Origin of the sequence: Actinomycetospora soli (assembly GCF_021026295.1) — a bacterium.
GTDB classification, from domain to species: Bacteria; Actinomycetota; Actinomycetes; order Mycobacteriales; family Pseudonocardiaceae; genus Actinomycetospora; species Actinomycetospora soli.
Genome location: NZ_JAJNDA010000028.1, coordinates 13,665 through 32,686 on the forward strand (window position 1 = coordinate 13,665; position 19,022 = coordinate 32,686).

The 19,022-nt window shown below is 73.2% G+C and carries 21 protein-coding genes and 1 pseudogene; 9 read left to right on the plus strand and 13 right to left on the minus strand.

Annotated features, from left to right (window positions below; all coding sequences use genetic code 11):
- Window positions 1-3 precede the first annotated feature (3 nt).
- On the plus strand, window positions 4-237 hold the full coding sequence (locus LN037_RS28460) for a hypothetical protein (RefSeq protein ID WP_230759838.1): 234 nt from the start codon (window positions 4-6) through the stop codon (window positions 235-237).
- A complete protein-coding gene (locus LN037_RS28465) occupies window positions 234-1,430 on the plus strand; it encodes an MFS transporter (protein ID WP_230759840.1) in 1,197 nt (398 codons plus the stop codon). Before LN037_RS28460 ends, LN037_RS28465 begins: the two co-directional genes overlap by 4 nt.
- A gap of 7 nt (window positions 1,431-1,437) precedes the next feature.
- On the opposite strand, the gene LN037_RS28470 is transcribed toward LN037_RS28465, so the two are convergent.
- Genes LN037_RS28470 through LN037_RS28485 form a run of 4 tightly spaced genes read right to left on the minus strand, consistent with a single transcriptional unit; the run spans window position 1,438 to window position 3,652 of the window.
- Window positions 1,438-2,265: a putative universal stress family protein gene (locus tag LN037_RS28470; RefSeq protein ID WP_230759842.1), complete on the minus strand. Its 828-nt coding sequence runs from the start codon at window positions 2,263-2,265 to the stop codon at window positions 1,438-1,440.
- Window positions 2,262-2,765, minus strand: a complete 504-nt coding sequence (locus LN037_RS28475) for a universal stress protein (protein ID WP_230759844.1) — start codon at window positions 2,763-2,765, stop codon at window positions 2,262-2,264. Before LN037_RS28475 ends, LN037_RS28470 begins: the two co-directional genes overlap by 4 nt.
- Complete coding sequence (locus tag LN037_RS28480; RefSeq protein ID WP_230759846.1) at window positions 2,765-3,307, minus strand: hypothetical protein; 543 nt, start codon at window positions 3,305-3,307, stop codon at window positions 2,765-2,767. The genes LN037_RS28475 and LN037_RS28480 overlap by 1 nt, the downstream gene beginning before the upstream one ends.
- A gap of 27 nt (window positions 3,308-3,334) precedes the next feature.
- Window positions 3,335-3,652, minus strand: a complete 318-nt coding sequence (locus LN037_RS28485) for a DUF3040 domain-containing protein (protein ID WP_230759848.1) — start codon at window positions 3,650-3,652, stop codon at window positions 3,335-3,337.
- 210 nt (window positions 3,653-3,862) lie between these two features.
- On the opposite strand from LN037_RS28485, the gene LN037_RS28490 reads away from it, so the two are divergent.
- Window positions 3,863-4,150, plus strand: coding sequence for a YrhK family protein (locus LN037_RS28490; protein ID WP_230759849.1), 288 nt, complete (start codon window positions 3,863-3,865; stop codon window positions 4,148-4,150).
- Between the two features lie 18 nt (window positions 4,151-4,168).
- The gene (locus tag LN037_RS28495; RefSeq protein WP_230759851.1) at window positions 4,169-5,749 is read left to right on the plus strand and encodes a Na+/H+ antiporter; all 1,581 of its coding nucleotides are present in this window, start codon (window positions 4,169-4,171) and stop codon (window positions 5,747-5,749) included.
- Between the two features lie 6 nt (window positions 5,750-5,755).
- Here LN037_RS28495 and LN037_RS28500 read toward each other — a convergent pair whose 3' ends face one another.
- From LN037_RS28500 to LN037_RS33925, 5 genes are all read right to left on the minus strand, one after another.
- Window positions 5,756-6,184 (minus strand): histidine phosphatase family protein, encoded by a 429-nt coding sequence (locus LN037_RS28500; protein ID WP_230759852.1) that lies wholly within the window; start codon window positions 6,182-6,184, stop codon window positions 5,756-5,758.
- Window positions 6,181-6,498, minus strand: coding sequence for a hypothetical protein (locus LN037_RS28505; protein WP_230759854.1), 318 nt, complete (start codon window positions 6,496-6,498; stop codon window positions 6,181-6,183). The genes LN037_RS28500 and LN037_RS28505 overlap by 4 nt, the downstream gene beginning before the upstream one ends.
- 8 nt (window positions 6,499-6,506) lie before the next feature.
- A complete protein-coding gene (locus LN037_RS28510) occupies window positions 6,507-7,589 on the minus strand; it encodes an Mrp/NBP35 family ATP-binding protein (protein WP_230759856.1) in 1,083 nt (360 codons plus the stop codon).
- A gap of 41 nt (window positions 7,590-7,630) precedes the next feature.
- Entirely contained in the window at window positions 7,631-10,456 is a 2,826-nt protein-coding gene (locus tag LN037_RS28515) for a molybdopterin-dependent oxidoreductase (protein ID WP_230759858.1), read from the minus strand.
- A gap of 155 nt (window positions 10,457-10,611) precedes the next feature.
- Window positions 10,612-12,153, minus strand: a complete 1,542-nt coding sequence (locus tag LN037_RS33925) for a 4Fe-4S dicluster domain-containing protein (protein WP_230759860.1) — start codon at window positions 12,151-12,153, stop codon at window positions 10,612-10,614.
- A 167-nt stretch (window positions 12,154-12,320) separates the two neighbouring features.
- Between LN037_RS33925 and LN037_RS28525 the strand changes: the two genes are divergently transcribed.
- From LN037_RS28525 to LN037_RS28540, 4 genes are read left to right on the plus strand one after another with little or no spacing between them, the layout of a single operon-like run.
- The gene (locus tag LN037_RS28525; RefSeq protein WP_230759862.1) at window positions 12,321-12,713 is read left to right on the plus strand and encodes a YidH family protein; all 393 of its coding nucleotides are present in this window, start codon (window positions 12,321-12,323) and stop codon (window positions 12,711-12,713) included.
- Entirely contained in the window at window positions 12,710-13,027 is a 318-nt protein-coding gene (locus tag LN037_RS28530; RefSeq protein ID WP_230759864.1) for a DUF202 domain-containing protein, read from the plus strand. Before LN037_RS28525 ends, LN037_RS28530 begins: the two co-directional genes overlap by 4 nt.
- Window positions 13,028-13,036: 9 nt before the next feature.
- Window positions 13,037-14,416 carry a chloride channel protein gene (locus tag LN037_RS28535; protein ID WP_230759866.1) on the plus strand — a complete coding sequence of 460 codons (1,380 nt, stop codon included), beginning with the start codon at window positions 13,037-13,039 and terminating at the stop codon, window positions 14,414-14,416.
- Between the two features lie 4 nt (window positions 14,417-14,420).
- The gene (locus LN037_RS28540) at window positions 14,421-14,690 is read left to right on the plus strand and encodes a type II toxin-antitoxin system Phd/YefM family antitoxin (RefSeq protein WP_230759868.1); all 270 of its coding nucleotides are present in this window, start codon (window positions 14,421-14,423) and stop codon (window positions 14,688-14,690) included.
- A gap of 84 nt (window positions 14,691-14,774) precedes the next feature.
- Here the strand turns inward: LN037_RS28540 and LN037_RS28545 are convergent, their stop codons facing one another.
- Together LN037_RS28545 and LN037_RS28550 are read right to left on the minus strand one after the other, a co-directional pair.
- On the minus strand, window positions 14,775-15,668 hold the full coding sequence (locus tag LN037_RS28545; protein ID WP_230759870.1) for a DMT family transporter: 894 nt from the start codon (window positions 15,666-15,668) through the stop codon (window positions 14,775-14,777).
- On the minus strand, window positions 15,665-17,005 hold the full coding sequence (locus LN037_RS28550) for an NAD(P)/FAD-dependent oxidoreductase (RefSeq protein WP_230759872.1): 1,341 nt from the start codon (window positions 17,003-17,005) through the stop codon (window positions 15,665-15,667). The genes LN037_RS28545 and LN037_RS28550 overlap by 4 nt, the downstream gene beginning before the upstream one ends.
- 147 nt (window positions 17,006-17,152) lie before the next feature.
- On the opposite strand from LN037_RS28550, the gene LN037_RS28555 reads away from it, so the two are divergent.
- Window positions 17,153-17,644 carry a hypothetical protein gene (locus LN037_RS28555; protein WP_230759874.1) on the plus strand — a complete coding sequence of 164 codons (492 nt, stop codon included), beginning with the start codon at window positions 17,153-17,155 and terminating at the stop codon, window positions 17,642-17,644.
- A gap of 12 nt (window positions 17,645-17,656) precedes the next feature.
- Here LN037_RS28555 and LN037_RS28560 read toward each other — a convergent pair.
- Window positions 17,657-18,010, minus strand: a pseudogene (locus tag LN037_RS28560) (hypothetical protein); the annotation flags it as partial.
- 28 nt (window positions 18,011-18,038) lie between these two features.
- Window positions 18,039-19,019, minus strand: coding sequence for a malate dehydrogenase (locus LN037_RS28565; RefSeq protein WP_230759878.1), 981 nt, complete (start codon window positions 19,017-19,019; stop codon window positions 18,039-18,041).
- Between the last annotated feature and the right edge of the window lie 3 nt (window positions 19,020-19,022).

The following is a 19,022-nucleotide window of genomic DNA, read 5'->3' on the forward strand; positions in this document are numbered from 1 at the left end:
ACGATGGACCTGTCGGAGACCCTCGAGAAGCTCGTGGAGCACGCTCGCGAGGAGCTGCACGTCGTGCGCAAGCGGTCCGAGGAGAAGACCCCCGCGCGCGATCACGGCCACGACTTCCACGCGATGCAGGCGGCCGCCGACCAGCTGGACCACGACGCCCACCGGCTCCGTCGCCTCCACGACGAGGAGTTCGGCCAGGGCTGGCGACGGCACAGCGCGGAGGACACCGCCCCGTGACGCCGGGCGGACCGAGCCGCCGGGCCGCCCTGCACTTCGTCGTCGTCATCGGTCTGGTCAGCCTCTTCGGAGACATGACCCACGAAGCCGCGAAGGGCGTGAACGGGGCCTTCCTCGCCCAGCTCGGCGCCTCGGGAGCCGTGGTGGCGTCGGTGGCGGGCATCGGCGAGCTCGCCGGCTACCTGGTCCGGCTCTGGTCCGGCCCGGCCGCCGGGCGGTCGGGCCGCTACTGGACCTGGACCGTCATCGGCTATCTCGTCAACCTGCTCGCCGTTCCCGCTCTCGCGCTGGCCGGGAGCTGGCCGGTGGCGGCCGGTCTGATCGTCCTCGAACGGGTCGGCAAGGGCCTGCGCAATCCGCCCCGCGACACGATGATCTCCTTCGCCGGGAACGTGCTCGGCCAGGGCTGGGCCTTCGCCCTGCGGGAGGCACTCGACCAGGCGGGCGCCGTCATCGGGCCCCTGGCCGTCGGGCTCTATCTCCTCGCCCGGCCCGGGGAGCTGACCGACGCCTATGCCTGGCTGCTCGTCCCCACGGTCCTCGCCCTGGCCGTGCTGCTGGTGGCCCGACACGTGTTCCCCGCGCCCGGGCAGGCATCCGGGCCGGCCGGCCCGACGACGAGCGGGGATCCGGGCGACCCACGCGCCCGGCGGCTCTACCTGGTCGCCGTGTGTCTGACGGGACTGGGGTACGTCGATTTCACCCTGGTGGCCTTCCACCTCGCGCGACGGGGCGAACCGCTCGGGACGATCCCGCTGCTCTACGCACTCGCGATGGGAGTGTCGGGCCTCTGCGGCCTCGCCGTGGGGCGAGCATTCGACCGCGTCGGCCTCCGGGCGCTGGTCGTCGCACTCGTACCCGCGATCGGGGCCACCCCGTTGCTCTTCCTTGCCGGCCTACCGGAGGCGGTGGGAGGCGTCGTGCTGTGGGGCATCGGCCTCGGGGTCCAGGACTCGGTGATGTCGGCGCCGATCGCCGCCATGGTCCGGCCCGCCGACCGGTCGCGGATCACCGGCTACTACTCCGCGACGTACGGGACGGCATGGTTCGCCGGCAGCGTGGCGCTCGGCGTCCTCTACGACAGGTCGGTGCCGCTCATGGTGGCCGTGTCCGCGGCCGTCCAGCTCGCGGGGGCCGTCGTCCTCGCCCGTGCGGCCCGCAGTCGTCGGGCGTCCGGCCACGATTCCCCGTGACCGCTGCCTAGGAGACCGCAGTCGGCGGGAGCACCAGCAAGGACGGTCCGTCCTCGGCCAACAGGATCCGTTCCACCGCGTCCGCTCCCTGGTGACCGTGAGCTCCCCGTGGTCGCCCGACGCACACCACCAGCTCGTCTCCGTCCCACCGCCGGGCGGCATCCCGGGCGGGTAGCACAGCACCCCGGGCACGACGACCGAGGGCGCCCCCGACCTGGAACACGGCGTCGGCCAGGAAACCCGACCCGACGCCGGCGTCGAGGCCCGCCACCGTGACGAGGACGTCCTGCAGGTGGCGCAGGCGGCCGGCGAAGGCCAGGAGCACGTCGATGGTGTCGGAGCCCTCGCCGGTCAGGCCGAGGACGACGTGCCGGAGCGCGGGATGCGGCAGGAGATGGCGACGGGCGAGCGCCACCGGCACGGGCGCGTCCTCGAGGACCGTGCGGTGGAACCCACGGTCGGAGACGCGATGGCGGGGTCGACCGACGACGAGGCCGGCGCTGGTCACCGCGGCCGCGTGCAGCCCGGCCACGACGTCCGCCGCCCGGCGCTCACCCCAGGAGAGCCGCACGCCCGCTCCCAGCCGCGATGCGCCGTCGCGCGCGCATCGCGCCGCGGCGAGCTCCCGGTCCTCCTCCGACCGGCGACCTCCCAGCACCACGGGCTGGTGCACGGTCACCACCCGGAGCCCGACCTTCCAGAGCCGGGCGAGCGGTGTCGCGAGGGCGAGGGCGTCGACCGACGTCGGCGAGCCGTCGAACCCGACGACGAGATCGTCCGCGGCGAGCGCCCCCGAGTGCACGTCGGCGGAGCTCTCGTCGAGGGGGCCCGTCATGCCGACCCGGTGTGCGTGGACCCGGAGGAGTGGCACACCACGACGGGGCGGTGGCTGCGCGCGATGAGCCCGTGCGAGACCGACGGAACGCCCAGCAGGCGGCTCACGACCCCGCCGAGCCCCTCGCCGCGGGTGCCGACGACGAACATCAGCGCGTCGTGGTCGTCGGCGACGCGGCGCAGCAGGTCGACGGGGTCGCCGTGAGCGGCGTGATAGGTCCAGCTGCAGCGGCTCCCGGCCAGGGCCGCGTCGACCTGCCGCTGCTCTTCGGCCAGGTGCTCGCCCGCCCGTCGATCCCAGTCCGGGTCGTCGGGGTCGATGGGGTAGTCCGAGAGGTCGACGACGTGGACCACGTGGAGGGTCGCGGTCAGGCGCTCGGTGAGGTCGGCACCGACCTGCAGCGCGGCGCCGCCCGCGTCGTCGTCCCGATAGCCGAGGACGAGGTGGGCGGCGGGGGCGACGCCGGGACGCGGGCCCTGGACGTCGAGCCGGGGTGCCATCAGCGGGCTCCGGGCCGCGCCGCGAGGAGCACGGCTCCCACCGGGTGCACGGTGTCGAGCACCTCGTCGAGCACCGCGAGGAGGCTCCGGTCCTGCTCCGCGACCGGGAGCGGCCCGAGCCGGGACCGGAGTTCGAGGAACGCCCCCAGGAGCCGGGTGCGGACGCCGGGTCGGTACCAGGAGAGCACGGACCGCTCCCCGAGGCGACGCGCCGCCAGGAGCCGGCGGTCCTCGGGACCGGCAGCGAGACCCGCCCGCGCCACCACGCCCAGGACCACGGTCGTCGGGTCGATCGGGCACGCGCGCGTCAGGAGCGGCGCGCGGAGCACCAGCTCGGTGCGCGCCGGGTCGGAGACGGCGTCGTTCACGCGCTGCGCCAACCACCGGAGGGAGGGTGGCGTGCAACGGGGCCGATCGGAGAACCGCTCGCCGGCGAGGACCGACACGTACTCCATCAGGCAGCTCCCGTCCCGCGGATCGAGGTGGCGTCCGCGCGCGAGGACGGGCAGTCCTTCGGGGACGGAGGGGGTGGGCGAGGACATGACGATCTCCTTCGACGACACGAGCGCCTACCGGGACGGGTGCGGACGACCGTCGGGCGGCGGGAAGCACCGGGTCAGCGCATAGAGGGTGATGAACGGCAGCGCGCAGGTCAGCACGGCTCCCACACCGGCGAGCCAGGGAAGGCCGGCCCGCAGTCCGACGGCGAGCGGCACCAGTCCTGCCACCAGCCCCCCGAGCAGGACCACCAGCCCGACGAGCCTGGTCCGCCGCGCACGAGGCCGCAGAGGCATCGCGCCGAGTGCGCGCGCCAGGGCCGGATCCGTGCGACGGAGTTCGGCGGCCAGTGCCAGGAGCTCGCGCTCCTCGTGCGGGATCAGGGACATGACAGGTCCTCTGCTCGGTGGAAACCGACCAGGGACCGTCAGCAGGGAGTCCTGCGTTCGAAGGCGAGCCCCATCGCCTGTGCGATCGACGCTAGACCGGGATGGCCGGCTCCACAACCGACGTCGGCGGACCCCGACCAACGGCTCGTGAGGGCATCCCATGGGCCGGCCATGGAGTGGACCGCCGGAGAGCCGGGCACTCGACCGTCCATGAGCTCCGGCCCGCTGACCCTCACGATCGGACACGACGAGCTCGTGATCCGGAAGCGCTACGAGGTCCTCTCGATCCTCAACGACGTCCTCGTCGCGCTCTGGTTCGTGGTGGGCAGCGTGCTGTTCTTCTCCGACGGGACGGAGACCGCCGGGACGTGGTGCTTCCTGCTGGGGAGCATCGAGCTGCTCCTCCGCCCGCTCATCCGGCTCTCCCGGCACCTGCACCTGCGGCGCCTCTCCGGCTCGTCGTCGACGTGGCCGGTCGAGGCGAGCCAGGACTTCTGAGTCCGATCGGAGGGCCCGGTGTACGACGTCGCGGGCCTCGAGCTCGCCGTCCTGATCGGTGCCGTCGTGGTGGCGTTCACCATGGCCGGACGCCGGATCGGGGTCAGTCCCCCGGTCCTGCTCCTGATCGGCGGCGCCGCCCTGTCGTTCCTCCCGGGCCTGGCCGACGTCCGGGTCGCCCCAGAGGCCGTCGTGCTCTTCATGCTGCCGGCGCTGCTGTTCTGGGAGGCCCGGACGACCTCGCTGCGCGAGATCCGCAGCGGGCTCGCCGGGGTGCTCTCCTCCGCCGTGGTCCTGGTGCTCGTCACGGCCGGGGCCGTCGCCACGGTCGCGCACGCCCTGGGACTCGGATGGCCGGCAGCCTTCGTCCTCGGGGCCGTGGTCGCTCCCACCGACGCGACGGCGGTCGGGGCCGTCGCCGGCCGTCTCCCGCCCCGCGAACTCACGACCCTGCGGGCCGAGAGCCTGATCAACGACGGGACCGCGCTGGCCCTCTTCGCGGTGGCCGCGGCCGTCGCGACGGGTGCCGAGGAGTTCGACCTCCTCGAGGCGACCGCGAGCTTCGCCCTCTCCTACGTCGGCGGCGTGGTCGTGGGCTGGCTGGTCGCCCTCGCGGCCGCCCGGATCCGCACCCTGGCCGGAGAGCCGGTGCTGCGCAACGCCGTCACAGCCGTGATGCCCTTCGCGTCGTTCCTCCTGGCGGATCTCCTCGGGGGATCAGGAGTGGTCGCCGTCGTCGTCTACGGCCTGGCCCATGCCCGGCTGAGCCCGCGGTGGATCGGGGCACGGACCCGCCTGCAGTCCCAGGCGTTCTGGAGTCTGACGGCGTTCCTGCTCAACGGTGCGCTGTTCGTCCTCGTCGGGCTGCAGCTGCGCGGCGCGCTCACGGCGCTCGCCCCCGACGACCGGGTCCCCACCGCGATCCTCGGGGTCCTCGTCGTCGTGACCGTCCTCGGCACGCGCCTGCTGTGGTTCCTCGTCCCCGCGGTGGCCACCGTGCGGTGGGCACCGACACCCGGCCGGGTGCGGCGTCGACTACCGCTGGCCTGGGCGGGCTTCCGCGGCGGGGTATCGTTGGCCGCCGCCCTGGCCGTGCCGACCATCCTGACGGACGGCGCTCCCTTCCCCGGCCGAGCGGCCATCGTCGTCGTGACGGCCGGGGTCATCGTCGTGACGCTCGTCGTGCAGGGCCTGACGCTCCCGCTGGTCCTGCGGGCGGCCCGCTACGCCGAGGACCCGCGCCCACGGGACGAGGAGCGGCTCGCCGAACGGCGCGCCGCGGAAGCCGCGCTCGACGCCCTGCCGGCGGAGGCGGCCCGGCTCGGGACCCCGTCCGCCGTCGTCGAGCGCGTCCGCGCCGAGCAGGAGTTCGTCCTCGCCCGCACCGACGAGGCCGGGAGCACCGCGGACGACCCGGACCCCGACCGTCACGCGGCCGACGCCGAGGCCGCCCTCCGGATGGCCCTGCTCGCGGCCCGCCGGGCCGCGGTGGTGCGGTTGCGCGACGACCGACTCGTCGACGACCTCGTGCTCATGCGGGTGCAGTCGGCGCTGGACATGGAGGAGGCACGGCTCCGTCCGCCGGGGGCGCTGTCCTGACGCAGCTCACGACTTCCGGTCGACGGCCACGACGATCCATCGGTCGTCCTGCTCGTCGAGGACCTCGCGGACCCGCCGGGTGATCCCGTCCCCGTCCTCGACCCCGGGCGCCGCGTCCACCGAACCGTGGAGACCGATCACCTCGTCGCGCGGCATCCCGGTCCACTCGCCGTAGTCCCGGTCGGTCAGGCGAGGCTCGATCTCGACCCGCACCCCGACGCGCTCACCGATCGCCTCGGCCGTGGACACGGCACGCTGCAGGGGGCTCGAGAGGATCCGTCGGGGACGTTCCGCGGCGAGGACCTCCGCGAGCGCGGCGACCTCGGCGCGACCCTCGTCGTCCAGCGGAGGATCCGCCAGTCCCCGCAACCGTCCCTCGGCGTTGAGGACCGTCCGGCCGTGGCGGACGAGGAACACCCGTCCCGCCGATCTCACCCGACGTCCGTGTCGTCCCGGCCCGCGGTCGCCGGGCTGCCGAGCAGCCAGTGCAGGCGCGACGCCCAGGCGTGCACCTCGGGGTCCGCGGCCAGCATCCGTCCCTGGGGATGGGTGTCCTCCAGCGTGGCCGCCATCGATCGCAGGGACGCCGCCACCTCGGCCCGCATGTCCTGGACCGGCCCCGCCCCTTCCACCAGCAACGCGACCGCGCGGACGACCGCTGCCGACTCCCCGGCCGCCACGCACCCGTCGGCGCTGCACGGTTGGTCCTCGGGGCCGTCGATCTCCTCGTCGTCGTCCGCCCGTTCCACCGCCCACCTCACCCCACGGACAGCGGGAGGCTGCGGTGCAGCAGGCTGCGCCGGCGGACCGGCAGCCGCGCGGCGACGGCGACGAGCTCCACCGCCGACGGAGCCCCGGGATCGGCCACGACGACGGGCACGCCCGCATCGGCGTGCTCGCGCGCGGCCACGTCGAGCGGCACCCGTCCGAGCAGGGGCGCCCCGGCGAGCTCGGCCAGCTCCTCCCCGCCGCCCGAGCCGAACACCGCGCTGCCGTGACCGCAGTGGTCGCAGATCGCCGCGCTCATGTTCTCGACGACACCCGCCACCGGCATCCCCGCCTCCCGCGCCATCGTGACCACCCGGGCGGCCACGTCACGAGCGGCCTTCTGCGGTGTGGTCACGGCGACGAGGGAGGCGTCGGGCACCAGTTCGAGCAGGCTCATCGTGATGTCGCCGGTGCCGGGCGGGAGGTCGAGCAGGAGCACGTCGAGCTCGCCCCAGGCCACGTCGGTGAGGAACTGTTCGAGGGCCTTGTGGAGCATCGGCCCGCGCCAGACGATCGGCTGCCCCTCCGGGACGAGGAAGCCGACCGACATGAGGGCCACCCCGTGGGCCCGGTGCGGCAGCATCACGCCCCCGACGACGGCCGGGTTGCCCCCCACCCCGAACAGTTGCGGGATCGAGTGGCCCCAGACGTCCGCGTCGAGGATGCCCACGCGCTTTCCCCGGGCCGCGAGCGACGCCGCCAGGTTCGCGGTGACCGTCGACTTACCGACGCCGCCCTTCCCGCTGGCGATCGCGTACACCCGCGCGGATCCGCCGCCGAGCTCCCCGGTACGGGTGGCGGACCGGCGGCGCAGGAGGTCCGCCAGCTCCGCCCGCCGGCGCTCGGCCATCGTCGTGACGACGACCTCGACCCGGCTCACGCCGTCGACCTCCCGGACCGCGGCCTCCACCGCGGTCCGTAGGGCCGCGGCGTCGGGTCCCTCGGGCTCGGGCCGCGAGAGACCGACCCGAACCCGCCCGCCGCGGCCGACCACGATCTCGTCGAGCAGCCCGAGGTCGCCCACCGTGGCCCCGAACTGGGGGTCGGTGACGACAAACAGTGCGGAGCGCACCGACGCCTCGTCGGGAAGTCCCGTCCGCGACCTGACCCCGATCACGGCTCGACCCGGAACGTGCCGCGGGTGGGCTTGATCGGGCGCATGAGGAACTCGGGACGGCGCATGCCGCCCGGGCCGGTGGTCCGGCGGGTCTTCGCGAGCCATTCGCGGTAGACCTCGCGCGAGCGGGCGGTGTCGACCCACACGTCTCCGTACCGGTCGTTCGGACGTGCCTTCTCCATCCGCACCTTCTGCAGCCAGCAGTGCATGCCCGACCACGGGTCGGGCTGCACCCCGAACGCCAGATTCTGGTGCACGCCGGGGTCGGTCCACCAGATGCGCTCGGAGTCGGGGTCGTCGGAGGTGAAGGGCTTCACCCCGCCGCGGTAGCGCAGCAGGAACGACTCCGGGCCGTCGGGATGGGTGATGTCGACCAGGCCGGACACCCAGCGCGAACCCTCGGCGTCGTGCAGGCGCCAGCGCCCCATGTGGTGCGACAACGCACAGACGCTCGGCCGGATCCCCTCAGTGACCCAGACCCGAACGACGAAGTAGCCGATCGCGGTGGAGAGCCGGACCAGGTCGCCGGTGACCACCCCGTGGCGGCGGGCGTCGACGGAGTTCAGCCACAGCGGGTGGGAGTTGGAGATCTCGTTGAGGTACTTCGCGTTGCCGGACCGGGTGTGGATCAGGGTCGGCAGCCGGAAGGTCGGGACGAGCACGAGGTCGCCCGCGTCGAGGTCGATCTCGCGCTGCGCCACGTGGGACCGGATGTAGCCCGGGGTGGCGTGCTCGGGCCAGCCCCAGTCGCGCATCGAGGTCGAGTAGACCTCCAGCTTGCGCGACGGCGTGAGCCAGCCCGCCGTCTCGGTGCCGTCGTCGTGACGCACCCCGATCGCGCCGGCCTCGCCGATCAGGGGCGGGGCCGACTCGTCGGTCGTCGGCGTCCGCAGGACCCCCTCGGTCTCGCTACCGGCAGGGTCGGGCTCGGCGCCGACGAGATCATCGTCGGGCACGTGTCGCTCGTCCTGCCGGTAGATCGACTCGCCGACCTCGACCGCGCCGTACCGCCGCATGTACTCCAGCGGCGTCAGGCCCTCCGCCTCCGCCTTCGCCGGGAGACCGGGGACGCGGTTCTCGAAGATCCAGCGGTAGTACTCGTCGACGGTGACCTTCTCGCCGGGCCGGTAGGGCGACTCGAAGTACTGCCGGATACCGAGCGAGCCGTCCGGATCGATGCGCCAGGAGAGCTCGAACCAGAACTCGTTCTCCTCCCACACCTCCCCCGGGTTCGCGTCGCGGGTGTCGCCGACGGCCTGCCCGAGCTTCTCCATCGCGACGCGTCGGACGGGCTGGCGGAACCCCAGCCAGCGCCCGGCGTGGGTCTCGTAGGAGTGCGTGTCGTGGCGCTCGGGGGCGTGGCCCATCGGCAGCACGTAGTCGGCGAACTCGGCGGTCTCCGACCAGGTGGGCGTCAGCGCGACGTGGCAGCCGACCTTGGTCTCGTCGGAGAGGGCCCGCATCCAGGAGAAACCGTCGGGGAAGGTCCAGACGGGGTTGAACACCCGGGAGAAGTAGACGTCGAGCTTCGCACGCTCGTCGGCCAGGAAGTGCGGCAGCAGGATCGACATCTCGTTCGTCGAGAGCGGGTACTCGCGCGGCCACGTGAGTTCGTTCCACCGCTCGTGGGCACCCGGCATGCCCGGACCGTGCGGGATGAACTTGTCCCAGCCGTTGGGGCTGGTGCCACCCGGCGTCCCGATGGAGCCGGTGAGCGCGAGGACGAACCACAGGGACCGCGCGACCTGCCAGCCGCCCTCGTTCCCGGCGCACGCCGAGCGCCAGACGTGGGCCGAGAGCCGGTGGTCGCACTGCGCGACGAGCTCGGACAGCGCCGTGATCCGCTCGACCGGGACCTGGGCCTCCTCGGCGGCGAACTCCGGGGTGTAGCCCGCGTAGTCGGCCTCGAGCCGGTCGAGGAACGCCTCGAACGTGACGGGCGCCTCGGGGTGCAGCTCGGCGAGGTAGACCTTCCAGTTGAACCAGCGGCGCAGGTAGTCGCGGTCGATCTGGCGCGTGCGGAGCAGGTGCGAGGCGATCGCCAACAGGATCGCGGCCTCGCTGCCGGGCCAGGGCGCCAGCCACAGGTCCGCATGGCTCGCGGTGTTGGACATCCGCGGGTCCACGACGACGAGCTTGGCGCCGGCCTGCTTGCCCTCCATGATCCGCTGGGCGTGAGGGTTGAAGTAGTGCCCGGTCTCCAGGTGGCTGGAGAGCAGCAGGATGACCTTCGCGTTCGCATGGTCGGGAGAGGGCCGGTCGTAGCCGCCCCACAGTGTCATCCCGAGCCGGGCGCCGGACGAGCAGACGTTCGTGTGGCTGTTGTGCCCGTCGACGCCCCAGGCGGCGAGGAACCGCTCGGCGAAGCCGTCCTCCCCGGGCCGACCCACGTGGTACATGACCTCGTTGTGGCGATCCTCGAGGATCGCCCGCCGGATCCGGCCGCCGATGTCGTCCAGGGCCTCGTCCCAGGTGACCTGCTCCCACTGTCCGGCGCCCCGCTCCCCGACGCGCTTGAGCGGGTGCAGGATCCGCTCGGGGTCGTCGATCTGGTTGACGGTGGCGGGACCCTTGGCGCAGTTGCGCCCCCGGGAGCCGGGGTGGGCCGGGTTGCCCTCCAGCTTCTTGATCGACAGGTCTTCCTTGTCGACGTAGGCCAGGAGACCGCAGGCCGACTCGCAGTTGAAGCACGTCGTTGGGATCAGCATGTAGCTGTGCGGCACCTTGCGTGGGTGCGCCTTGGCGTCGTACTCGACATGGTGGTCCCAGTCGGAGACCGGCGGGTAGTTGCGCAGGTGCTCGTGCCGCCGTTCGCCCGGCATCGGGTGGCCCGGTTCTGCCTCCGCCTCCTGCCCGGGCGGGACCCGGGGCTCGGTGGTGGGTTGGGTGCTCGGGCGCGTCGGGATCGAATCAGACGGAGCGATGTCTGTCATGGTGGTGCCTCCAGCGGTGGTGGTCGCTGACGGGAGTACGGGGATCAGGAGAGCGGCACGTCCTGGCCGGCGCGCACGAACACCGACTCGTAGAAGAGCAGCGCGGCCTGGGCGAGCAGCCCGCCGATCGCGCCGACGACGAGCACCCCGGCCCATCCGATCGCGCCGAGGACGGCGGCGACGACGGCGAGGCCGATCCCGCCGAACCAGAACGTCGTGGCGTACCGGCCATGGGTCACCAGGTGCGCGGCCGTCGAGGCCTGGCGGGTCTCGTGCTGCCCGAGGTACTCGAAGACGAGCATCACGACGTGGACGGCGATCCCGAGCGTGAGGGCGCCGGCGAGCAGGGCGAGCGCGGTCTCGTCGACGTCGCCGAAGAGCGCGGCGACGAGCAGCCCGCCGCCACCGACCCCGAAGGCCTGCACGACGAGGTGCCAGAACAGCAGCGGCGACTGCCAGAGGTCGCGACCCTCGGCCTGGTTGAACAGGAACCCGGTGTAGCCGGTGACCATCGCGGCGGCGAGGAACGCAGGGATCGCGAGGCCGGTGAACCAGGGCGACATCGTGGCGGGAGCGACGAGCCCGGCGACGACCGCGATGCCCATCAGCAGCCAGATGCCGAACAGCGCGGCCCCGACGCCGAGGACGACCGAGCCCCAGAACAGCCACGACGTCGGGTTGGGCTTGGTCAGGATGTAGTAGAAGCGCTCGGGCCGCTTGAGGTCCCAGACGAGCAGGGCGCCGGTGATCGCGATGCCGGCCACCCCGAGGGCGGGCGCGACGATCATCCCGATCCCGCCGAGCGGGATGCCGAAGAGCTGCGCGAGCGTGGCCAGCAGCATCGCCCCGGCGCCCAGCGCCTTGGTCCACAGGTAGGTGGTGACGCGCCAGCCCCAGGGCCGCGGGTGCGCGGTGTCGAGCGTGGTGCGGGCCTGGGTGACCGGATCGAGCGGCATGTCCGCGGCGACCTCGGCCCGGTGCGGGTCGGGCGTCGAGTAGATGTAGCCGCCCTGCGCGGGGGCCGAGACCGGATCGAGGACGGCGCGGTCCGACCCGAGGTAGAACACGTTCGGACCAGTGCCCTGCTCCGGAGCCCGGACCTGGACCGGGTTGTCGGCCACCAGGCGCGCGATCCCCGAGTTCGGGTCCGAGAGGTCGCCGACCCAGATCGAGTGCGTGGGGCACACGACCACGCAGGCCGGCTCGAGCCCCTCGTCCACCCGGTGGGCGCAGAAGTTGCACTTCGCGGCGGTGTGGGTGTCGTCGTCGATGTAGATGGCGTCGTACGGGCAGCCCTGCATGCAGCTCTTGCAGCCGATGCAGCGGTCCCGGTCGAAGTCGACGATCCCGTCCTCGCGGGTGAACAGCGCCTTCGTCGGACAGATCCGCACGCATGGGGCATCGGTGCAGTGGTTGCACCGCATCACCCCGAAGTCGCGGGTGTTCGAGGGGAAGGTGCCCTGGTCGACGTACTTCACCCAGGTCCGGAACTGACCGACCGGGACCTCGTGCTCGGTCTTGCACGCGACCGTGCACGCGTGGCACCCGATACAGGTCCGCTGGTCGATCGCGAAGCCGTAGCGCACGCGGTTCTCCCCCGTCCGTTCATGATCCGGTCACCTGACGTTAAGCAAGATCCGTTTCGTGTGATACCGCTCTCAGGCTTTGGGACCACATGCACGGTGCTTGGTGCTGGTGTGATCGACAGCCCGCAATGGTGAACACTCACCGGGACGTGAGCGGAGGACAACGCATGGCAGAAGCCGGAGCGGCCCCCCCGGAGGAGGAACACACCGGCGGGCCGGACGACGAGCGCGAGCCGGACTACCGGTTCACCCTGGCCAACGAGCGGACCTTCCTCGCCTGGCTGCGGACGTCGTTGTCCCTGCTCGCGGCCGGCGTCGCGATCGTCCAGCTCGTCCCGGCGTTCACCATCCCGGGCGCCCGCGCGGTGACCGGCGGGTTGCTGGCGTCGCTCGCCGTGGTCGCGGCGGCTTCCGGCGTCCTGCGGTGGCGGAGCGTCGAGACCGCGATCCGCCGTGACCGCCCGCTGCCCGCGCAGCGGATTCCCTGGGTGCTCGCGGCGGGCCTCGTCGTGCTGGCGCTGTTCGGGCTGGTGCTGATCGTGCTCCGGGGCGCGACGTGACCTCCCCGTCCGACGCGGGGCTCCAGGCGGAACGGACCGGTCTTGCCTGGAGCCGGACCTCGCTGGGCGTGGCCGGCAACGCGGCGCTGCTCGCGATCCGCGAGCTCCAGCACGCGCAGCTGACCCTCGCGCTGATCCCCGCCTCCCTCGCCCTGGTCATCGCCGTCGCGACCGCGATCTACGGACGGCGCCGCACGCGGGCCCTGAGGCACTCCCCGCTGCCGGTGCCGCTCGCGCCGTCGCGTGCTGTCCCGCTGCTCGGGTGGTCGGTGGCGGTGCTGGCTGTTCTCAGCGGCGTCGCGGTGATCGTCTAGGAGGGGCTCGTGCAGCAGCCGAACGCCCCGGAGGGCCACCGGGGCCTGATCACGCTGAGCCCCCGGTTCTGGGTCGTGGTGCTGCTGACCGGCGTCGGGGCGGGCTTCGCGGGCGGCGCGTTGACGCTGCTGCTCTACCTCGTGCAGCACACCGCCTTCGGCTACACCGAGGAGACATTCCTCCAGGGTGTGGAGCAGGCGCCGTGGTGGCGGCGCCTGGGGGTCCTCGCCCTCGCCGGCCTCGTCGCCGGCCTCGGATGGTGGTTGCTGCGCGGTCCGGTCAGCCGGTGGCTGGGACGCTCCTCCGGGGTCTCGGAATCGGTGTGGACCGAACGCGGCCGGATGGGGTTCGTGCGGACGGCGCTCGACGCGGTCCTGCAGATCGTCATCGTCGGGATGGGGGCGTCGCTCGGCCGCGAGGGCGCGCCGCGGGAGGTCGCCGCCGCGCTGGGCTCCCGGCTCTCCGAGCTCGCCGGGCTGTCCTCGGCCCAGCAACGGACGATCATCGCCTGCGGCGCCGGTGCCGGTCTGGCGGCGGTCTACAACGTGCCGTTCGGCGGGGCGCTGTTCACGCTCGAGGTGCTGCTCGGCTCGCTCGCCATCCCGCTGGTGCTGCCGGCGGTCGTCACGTCCGTCCTTGCCGCGGTGTGCGCCTGGATCGTCATCGGTGACCGGCCGGTCTACCTGTTCGCGTCGCTGCCGACCAGCGGCTCGGTGCTCCTCTTCGCGGTCCTGGTCGCGCCGATCGCGGCCGTCGCCGCAGTCGGGTTCGTCCATCTCGTCGCATGGGCGAGGCGCGGTCGTCCGACCTCCTGGCGCCTCCCGCTCGCCACCACCGCCGTGTTCGCCGCGATCGGGGCGCTGGCCATCCCGTTCCCGGAGGTCCTGGGCAACGGCAAGGGGCCCGTGCAGCTGGTGCTCGACGGTGGGGGGTCGCTCGGGCTCCTCGTGGTCCTCGCCGTGCTCAAGCCCCTGGTCACGGCCGCCTCCTTGCGCAGCGGGGCGACCGGGGGCCTCTTCACCCCGACCCTCGCGACCGGGGCCCTGCTGGGCGCCGCCCTGGGTCACCTCTGGATCCTCGTGTGGGCCGGCAGCCCGCTGGGCGCCTACGCGCTGGTCGGCGGCGCGGCCTTCCTCGCCGCCTCGCTGCAGGCGCCGCTCTCGACCGTCGTGCTGCTCCTCGAGCTGACCCACGTCGGGCAGGGGATGCTCGTCCCGCTCGCGCTGGCCGCCACATTGGGCACGCTGGTGGCCCGGCTCCTCGAGCGGCGCTCGACCTACACGGCCGGGCTCGGGGACGGCCTGCCCGGCGCCCCCGATCCACTCGCCCCCGACCCGGAGCGCGAGCAGGTGGACGCACGCCGAAGTAGTACCGATGTAGTTCAGTGATGGTGTGAACGAGGTCCCCGTCCGGGCGCTCAACCAGGACACCTCCGGCGTGTTGGCCCGGGTGGAGGCCGGAGAACATCTCGCGGTCACCGAGCGGGGGCGGGTGATCGCCCACCTCTCGCCCGTCGCTCCACCGGAGCTGGCCGAACTCATCGCGGCCGGACGGGTCCACCCGCCGACTCTCGCGGGTCCCGTCCCCCGCCCCTCGGGCCCGGTCTCGTCGGACGACGCCGGTGCACTCCTCGCGGCCGCGCGCGAGGACGAGCGCTCCTGATGCTCTACTGATCGTCGACTCGCCGAGCACGCGCGGGCGCACGGTCTCGTCGTCACCGTGCCGGGATGATCCTTCTTCCCGTGGTCACGGACCGACCGGCGACGGCTCGTCCCGCGGATCGCGGTGATGGTTCTCGAGGACGGGCGAACGGGCCAGCAGCACCACGCCCGAGGCCAGGAGCACTCCGCCGATCGCGCTCCCGACGACGGCGCCGCCGCCTCGGGCCTGCTCCCCGAACACCACGAGTCCCCAGGTCACCGCGACGATCGGGTTCGCGAGCGTCAGACCGGGCTCGACCGCGACCAGCTTGCCCGCCACCAGGGCGTTCTGGAGCAGGTAGAAGGAGATGCTCCCGGCGGCGACGGCGGCGTAGGTCTGCCAGGTGGTGAGGGCGCCGGCGAGGCCGTCGGCGCCCAGGGCCTTGCCCGCCACGGAGAACAGCACCCCGGTCAGCCCGTAGCCGACCCCGGCGGCCGCGCTGAGCAGACCGCCCCGCAGGTCGTTCTCTGCCCGCCACCCCGCGGTCACCAGCACGATCATCAGCACGCCGACGACGCCGAGCCCGAGCGCCCACTGCGGACCGGACACCTGCAGCGGCGCCCCGCCGGTCGGCTGCAGGAAGACCACGAACAGTACGAGGCCGACGGCGAGCGCCGCCACCGCCACCCAGTCACGCCGCGCGAGCCGTCGGCCGAAGAAGAACGCCGATCCGAGCACCGCCAGCGGGAGCTCGGCGACCAGGACCGGCTGCACGGTGGCGAGCTCCCCCAGCGAGAGCGCGGTGACGTGGATGCACAGGCCCGCCAGGCTCACGACGACCCCGGCGAGCCAGGCCTTCTGCCGCAGCAGCCGTCCGACGAGCGAGAGCGACCCGCGCAGGTCGCTCGTCTCGCTGCGTGCCGAACGACGCTGGAGCAGGTCGCCGGCGGCGTTGCAGGTGGCCGCGACGGCGGCGAGCAGGATCGCGACGCCGGTCACGGAACCCCCGCGGCGGCCCGGGCCTGGTCGGCGGTCAGGTAGTCGTCGGTCTGTTCGAACTCGGCGAGGCGGCCGCTGGCGCCCGTCAGGAAGCCCATCCGCACCGCATGGCTCGCTCCGAGCCCGTGCAGCGCCCAGTTGGTGGCGACCCGGGCGACGGCACCCGGTGATCGCAGCGCCCAGAGGTGGTAACCGCGCGTCACCGCCTGGGCGGGTAGGCCGGCGAGGTCGACGCCGAGCGGTTTCGCCACGGCCTCGCGGCCGCCGAGGTCGACGACGAGGCCGAGGTCGTGGTGTCGGTAGTCCCGCCCCGGAGCTCCGCGGAGCGAGGCGGCGACGTTGGCCGCGGCGACCGGGGCCTGCCGCGTCGCGTGCTGTGCCGTGGGGGGACAGACCGCGTCACCCCCGCTCACCAGGTCCGGCACCGCCGCGGCGTCGCCGAGCGCGAAGACCTCCGGCCGGCCCGGCACCGCGAGGTCCGCGCCCACCACCAGGCGTCCCTTCGTCGTCTCCGCTCCCAGCCGTTCCATCAGCGGGCTGGGCGCGACGCCGGCGGTCCAGATCAGCGTGTTCGTCGCCAGGGTGCGCCCGTCGGAGAGGGTCACGGAGTCGTCGTCGGCCGCGGTGAGGCTCGTCGAGAGGTCGACGTGCACCCCGCGGCTCTCCAGGATCTCCTTCGTGTCCGCGCCGAGCGCCGCGCCGAGGCCCGGCATGAGCTCGTCGGCGTGCTGCACGACGTGCCACCGGACGTCGCTGACGGTGAGGTTGCGCGATCGCCGGGCGGCGGCCGTCGTCATGAGCTGGAGGTTCGCGGCGGTCTCGACCCCGGCGTAGCCACCGCCGACGACGACGAACCGGCAGCGTCGGGCACGCTCGTCCGGATCCGAGCTGGCGTTCGCGAGCTCGAGCTGGGAGAGCACGTGATCGCGTAGGAAGTCGGCCTCCGCGAGGGTCTTGCACCCTCGGCCGCACTCGCGCAGGCCCGGGATGTCCATGACCTTCGTGACGCTGCCCGGCGCGAGTACGAGCCGGTCGTAGGGCACGACCTCCCGAGCACCCGTAATCGCCTCGACGACCAGCCGACGGGCGTCGAGGTCCGCCCCGACGACGCGGCCGGGCACCAACGTCGTGCGCCGCAGCGAGCGCGACAGCCCGACGACGGCGGCCCGCGGCGGGATCACCCCGGCCGCCACCTGGGGCAGCAGGGGCAGGTAGAGCGAGTGGTCGTCCGGGCAGACGAGCCGGACGTCCGCGTCCGGGACGAGGCGTTCCAGTCGCCGGGCCACGCCCGCCCCGGCGAAGCCGCCCCCGACGATCACGATCCGCTGCGGGCCCATGGTCGACACGTTCCCCCCGGTCCGTCCGACCGACACCTCGCAGGCCCCAAGTCCGCCTTCTGACCCCATGAGGTCGGCGTGGGTGCTGGTCCTCGTCCGACACCCCTAGCGTCGAGGCGTCCACGACACGGGAAGAGGCGAACGGCCATGACGAACGACGGACGTCGAAAGGCCACCCCGGTCCACGGAGGCTGGGACGACGACGAGCTCTTCGACCGTGCCCCGGCCCGGGACGTCCCCTACGAGACGACGATGGCGAAGGTCGGCCGCGTCGTCTCCGGGGTCCAGTCGGTGATCCTGCTCGTCGTCGCGATCGCCGGCTTCGTCGATCCCGGCGGGACCTTCCTCGCCCTGCGCGTGAACGTCGCCCACGCGGTCCTCCTGCTCGTCACCGCGGTCGTCGTCGGTGGCGCGGTGTTCGCACCCGCGAAGGTGCTGCGCCGGGTCCTGCTGGTCCAGACCGTCGTGTTCCTGCTGGTGGCGGCCTTCGGCCTGGCGGTCCCGAATCCGCTCGGTCTCAACGGTCCCGACCACATCCTGCACGGGATCCTGTTCCTGCTGGGCTTCGGCGGGGCGTACGTCCTCGCGGCCGGGATCCTCGAGCCCGGCGAGCTCGGCTCGGACCCGTCCGCGACCTGATCCGGCCCCGCCTCACCCCATCGGAGTCTCCGGTCCCGCGAGGTCCGCGGTGTCGTCCCGCTCCCCGGGGAGGCGCGCGAGCAGCGGGGCGGCGGCGAGGACGATCACGAGCCCGACCACGAGGCCGATCAGCGGTGCTCCGGGGGCCGCGATGCCGCTGGCGATGAGCAGTGTCGTGGCACCCGACGGAGCATGGTGGGCCCGTGCCAGCGTCAGGACCAGCAGCGTCACGCCGAGCGCGACCGCCTGGGCGACGACCTGGGCCGGGCGCTCGACGTGTGTCTCGGCGACCGACGGCGCGTTCCACAGCCCGAAGGCCGCGAGGGTGGCGAGACCCACGGCGATCGCCGTGGGGTGCCGGTGCCGAGTCGTCCACGGACGGACGGATACCCACCTAGATCAGTCCGAGCCCCGAGACGGTGTTCCGCTCCGCGGTCAGCTCGGCGACCGTCGCGTCGATCCGCTCCCGGGAGAAGGCGTCGACCTCGAGCCCCTCCACGACCTCGTAGTGTCCGCCGACCACGCGCAACGGAACGGAACAGACGAGTCCCTCCGGCACGCCGTAGGAGCCGTCCGAGACGACCCCGGCCGAGGTGTAGTCGCCCTCCGGGGTGCCGTGGATCCAGTCGCGGACCTGGTCGATGGCAGCGTGCGCCGCGGACGCCGCGGACGAGGCACCGCGCGCGTCGATGATCGCGGCGCCGCGCTTCGCGACCGTCGGGATGAAGTCGTCGCGCACCCAGGCGTCGTCGACCAGCTCGGTCGCCGGACGGCCGGAGACCTCCGCGTGGGTGATGTCGGGGTACTGGGTCGAGGAGTGGTTGCCCCACACGACCATGCGCCGCACGTCGTCGTTCTCCGCGCCGACCCGCTTCGCGAGCTGCGCGATCGCACGGTTGTGGTCCAGGCGCATCATCGAGGTGAAGCGCTCCGCGGGGACGTCGGGCGCGTGCGCGCGGGTGATCAGCGCGTTCGTGTTGGCAGGGTTCCCGACGACGAGCACGCGGACGTCGTCCGCGGCATGCGCGTTGATCGCCGCGCCTTGCGGGCCGAAGATCCCGCCGTTGGCCCCCAGCAGATCGGAGCGCTCCATCCCCTTCCCGCGGGGACGCGCACCGACCAGCAGGCCGACGTTGGTGCCGTCGAACGCGACCTTCGGGTCGTCGGTGACCTCCACCCCCCGCAGCAGGGAGAAAGCACAGTCGTCGAGTTCCATGGCTACCCCCTCGGCGGCCGCGGTCGCGGCGGGGATCTCCAGGAGACGCAGCCGGACGGGGACGTCCGGGCCGAGGAGCTGGCCGGAGGCGACGCGGAAGATCAGCGAGTAGGCGATCTGGCCGGCGGCGCCGGTGATGGTGACGGTGACGGGTGACACGGG

Coding starts and splice junctions, on each gene's coding strand:
- LN037_RS28460 (WP_230759838.1), top strand. CDS start 4: ATGGACCTGTCGGAGACCCTCGAGAAGCTCGTGGAGCACGCTCGCGAG.
- LN037_RS28470 (WP_230759842.1), bottom strand. CDS start 2,265: ATGACGGGCCCCCTCGACGAGAGCTCCGCCGACGTGCACTCGGGGGCG.
- LN037_RS28475 (WP_230759844.1), bottom strand. CDS start 2,765: ATGGCACCCCGGCTCGACGTCCAGGGCCCGCGTCCCGGCGTCGCCCCC.
- LN037_RS28480 (WP_230759846.1), bottom strand. CDS start 3,307: ATGTCCTCGCCCACCCCCTCCGTCCCCGAAGGACTGCCCGTCCTCGCG.
- LN037_RS28485 (WP_230759848.1), bottom strand. CDS start 3,652: ATGTCCCTGATCCCGCACGAGGAGCGCGAGCTCCTGGCACTGGCCGCC.
- LN037_RS28490 (WP_230759849.1), top strand. CDS start 3,863: ATGAGCTCCGGCCCGCTGACCCTCACGATCGGACACGACGAGCTCGTG.
- LN037_RS28515 (WP_230759858.1), bottom strand. CDS start 10,456: ATGCCGGGCGAACGGCGGCACGAGCACCTGCGCAACTACCCGCCGGTC.
- LN037_RS28525 (WP_230759862.1), top strand. CDS start 12,321: ATGGCAGAAGCCGGAGCGGCCCCCCCGGAGGAGGAACACACCGGCGGG.
- LN037_RS28550 (WP_230759872.1), bottom strand. CDS start 17,005: ATGGGCCCGCAGCGGATCGTGATCGTCGGGGGCGGCTTCGCCGGGGCG.
- LN037_RS28555 (WP_230759874.1), top strand. CDS start 17,153: ATGACGAACGACGGACGTCGAAAGGCCACCCCGGTCCACGGAGGCTGG.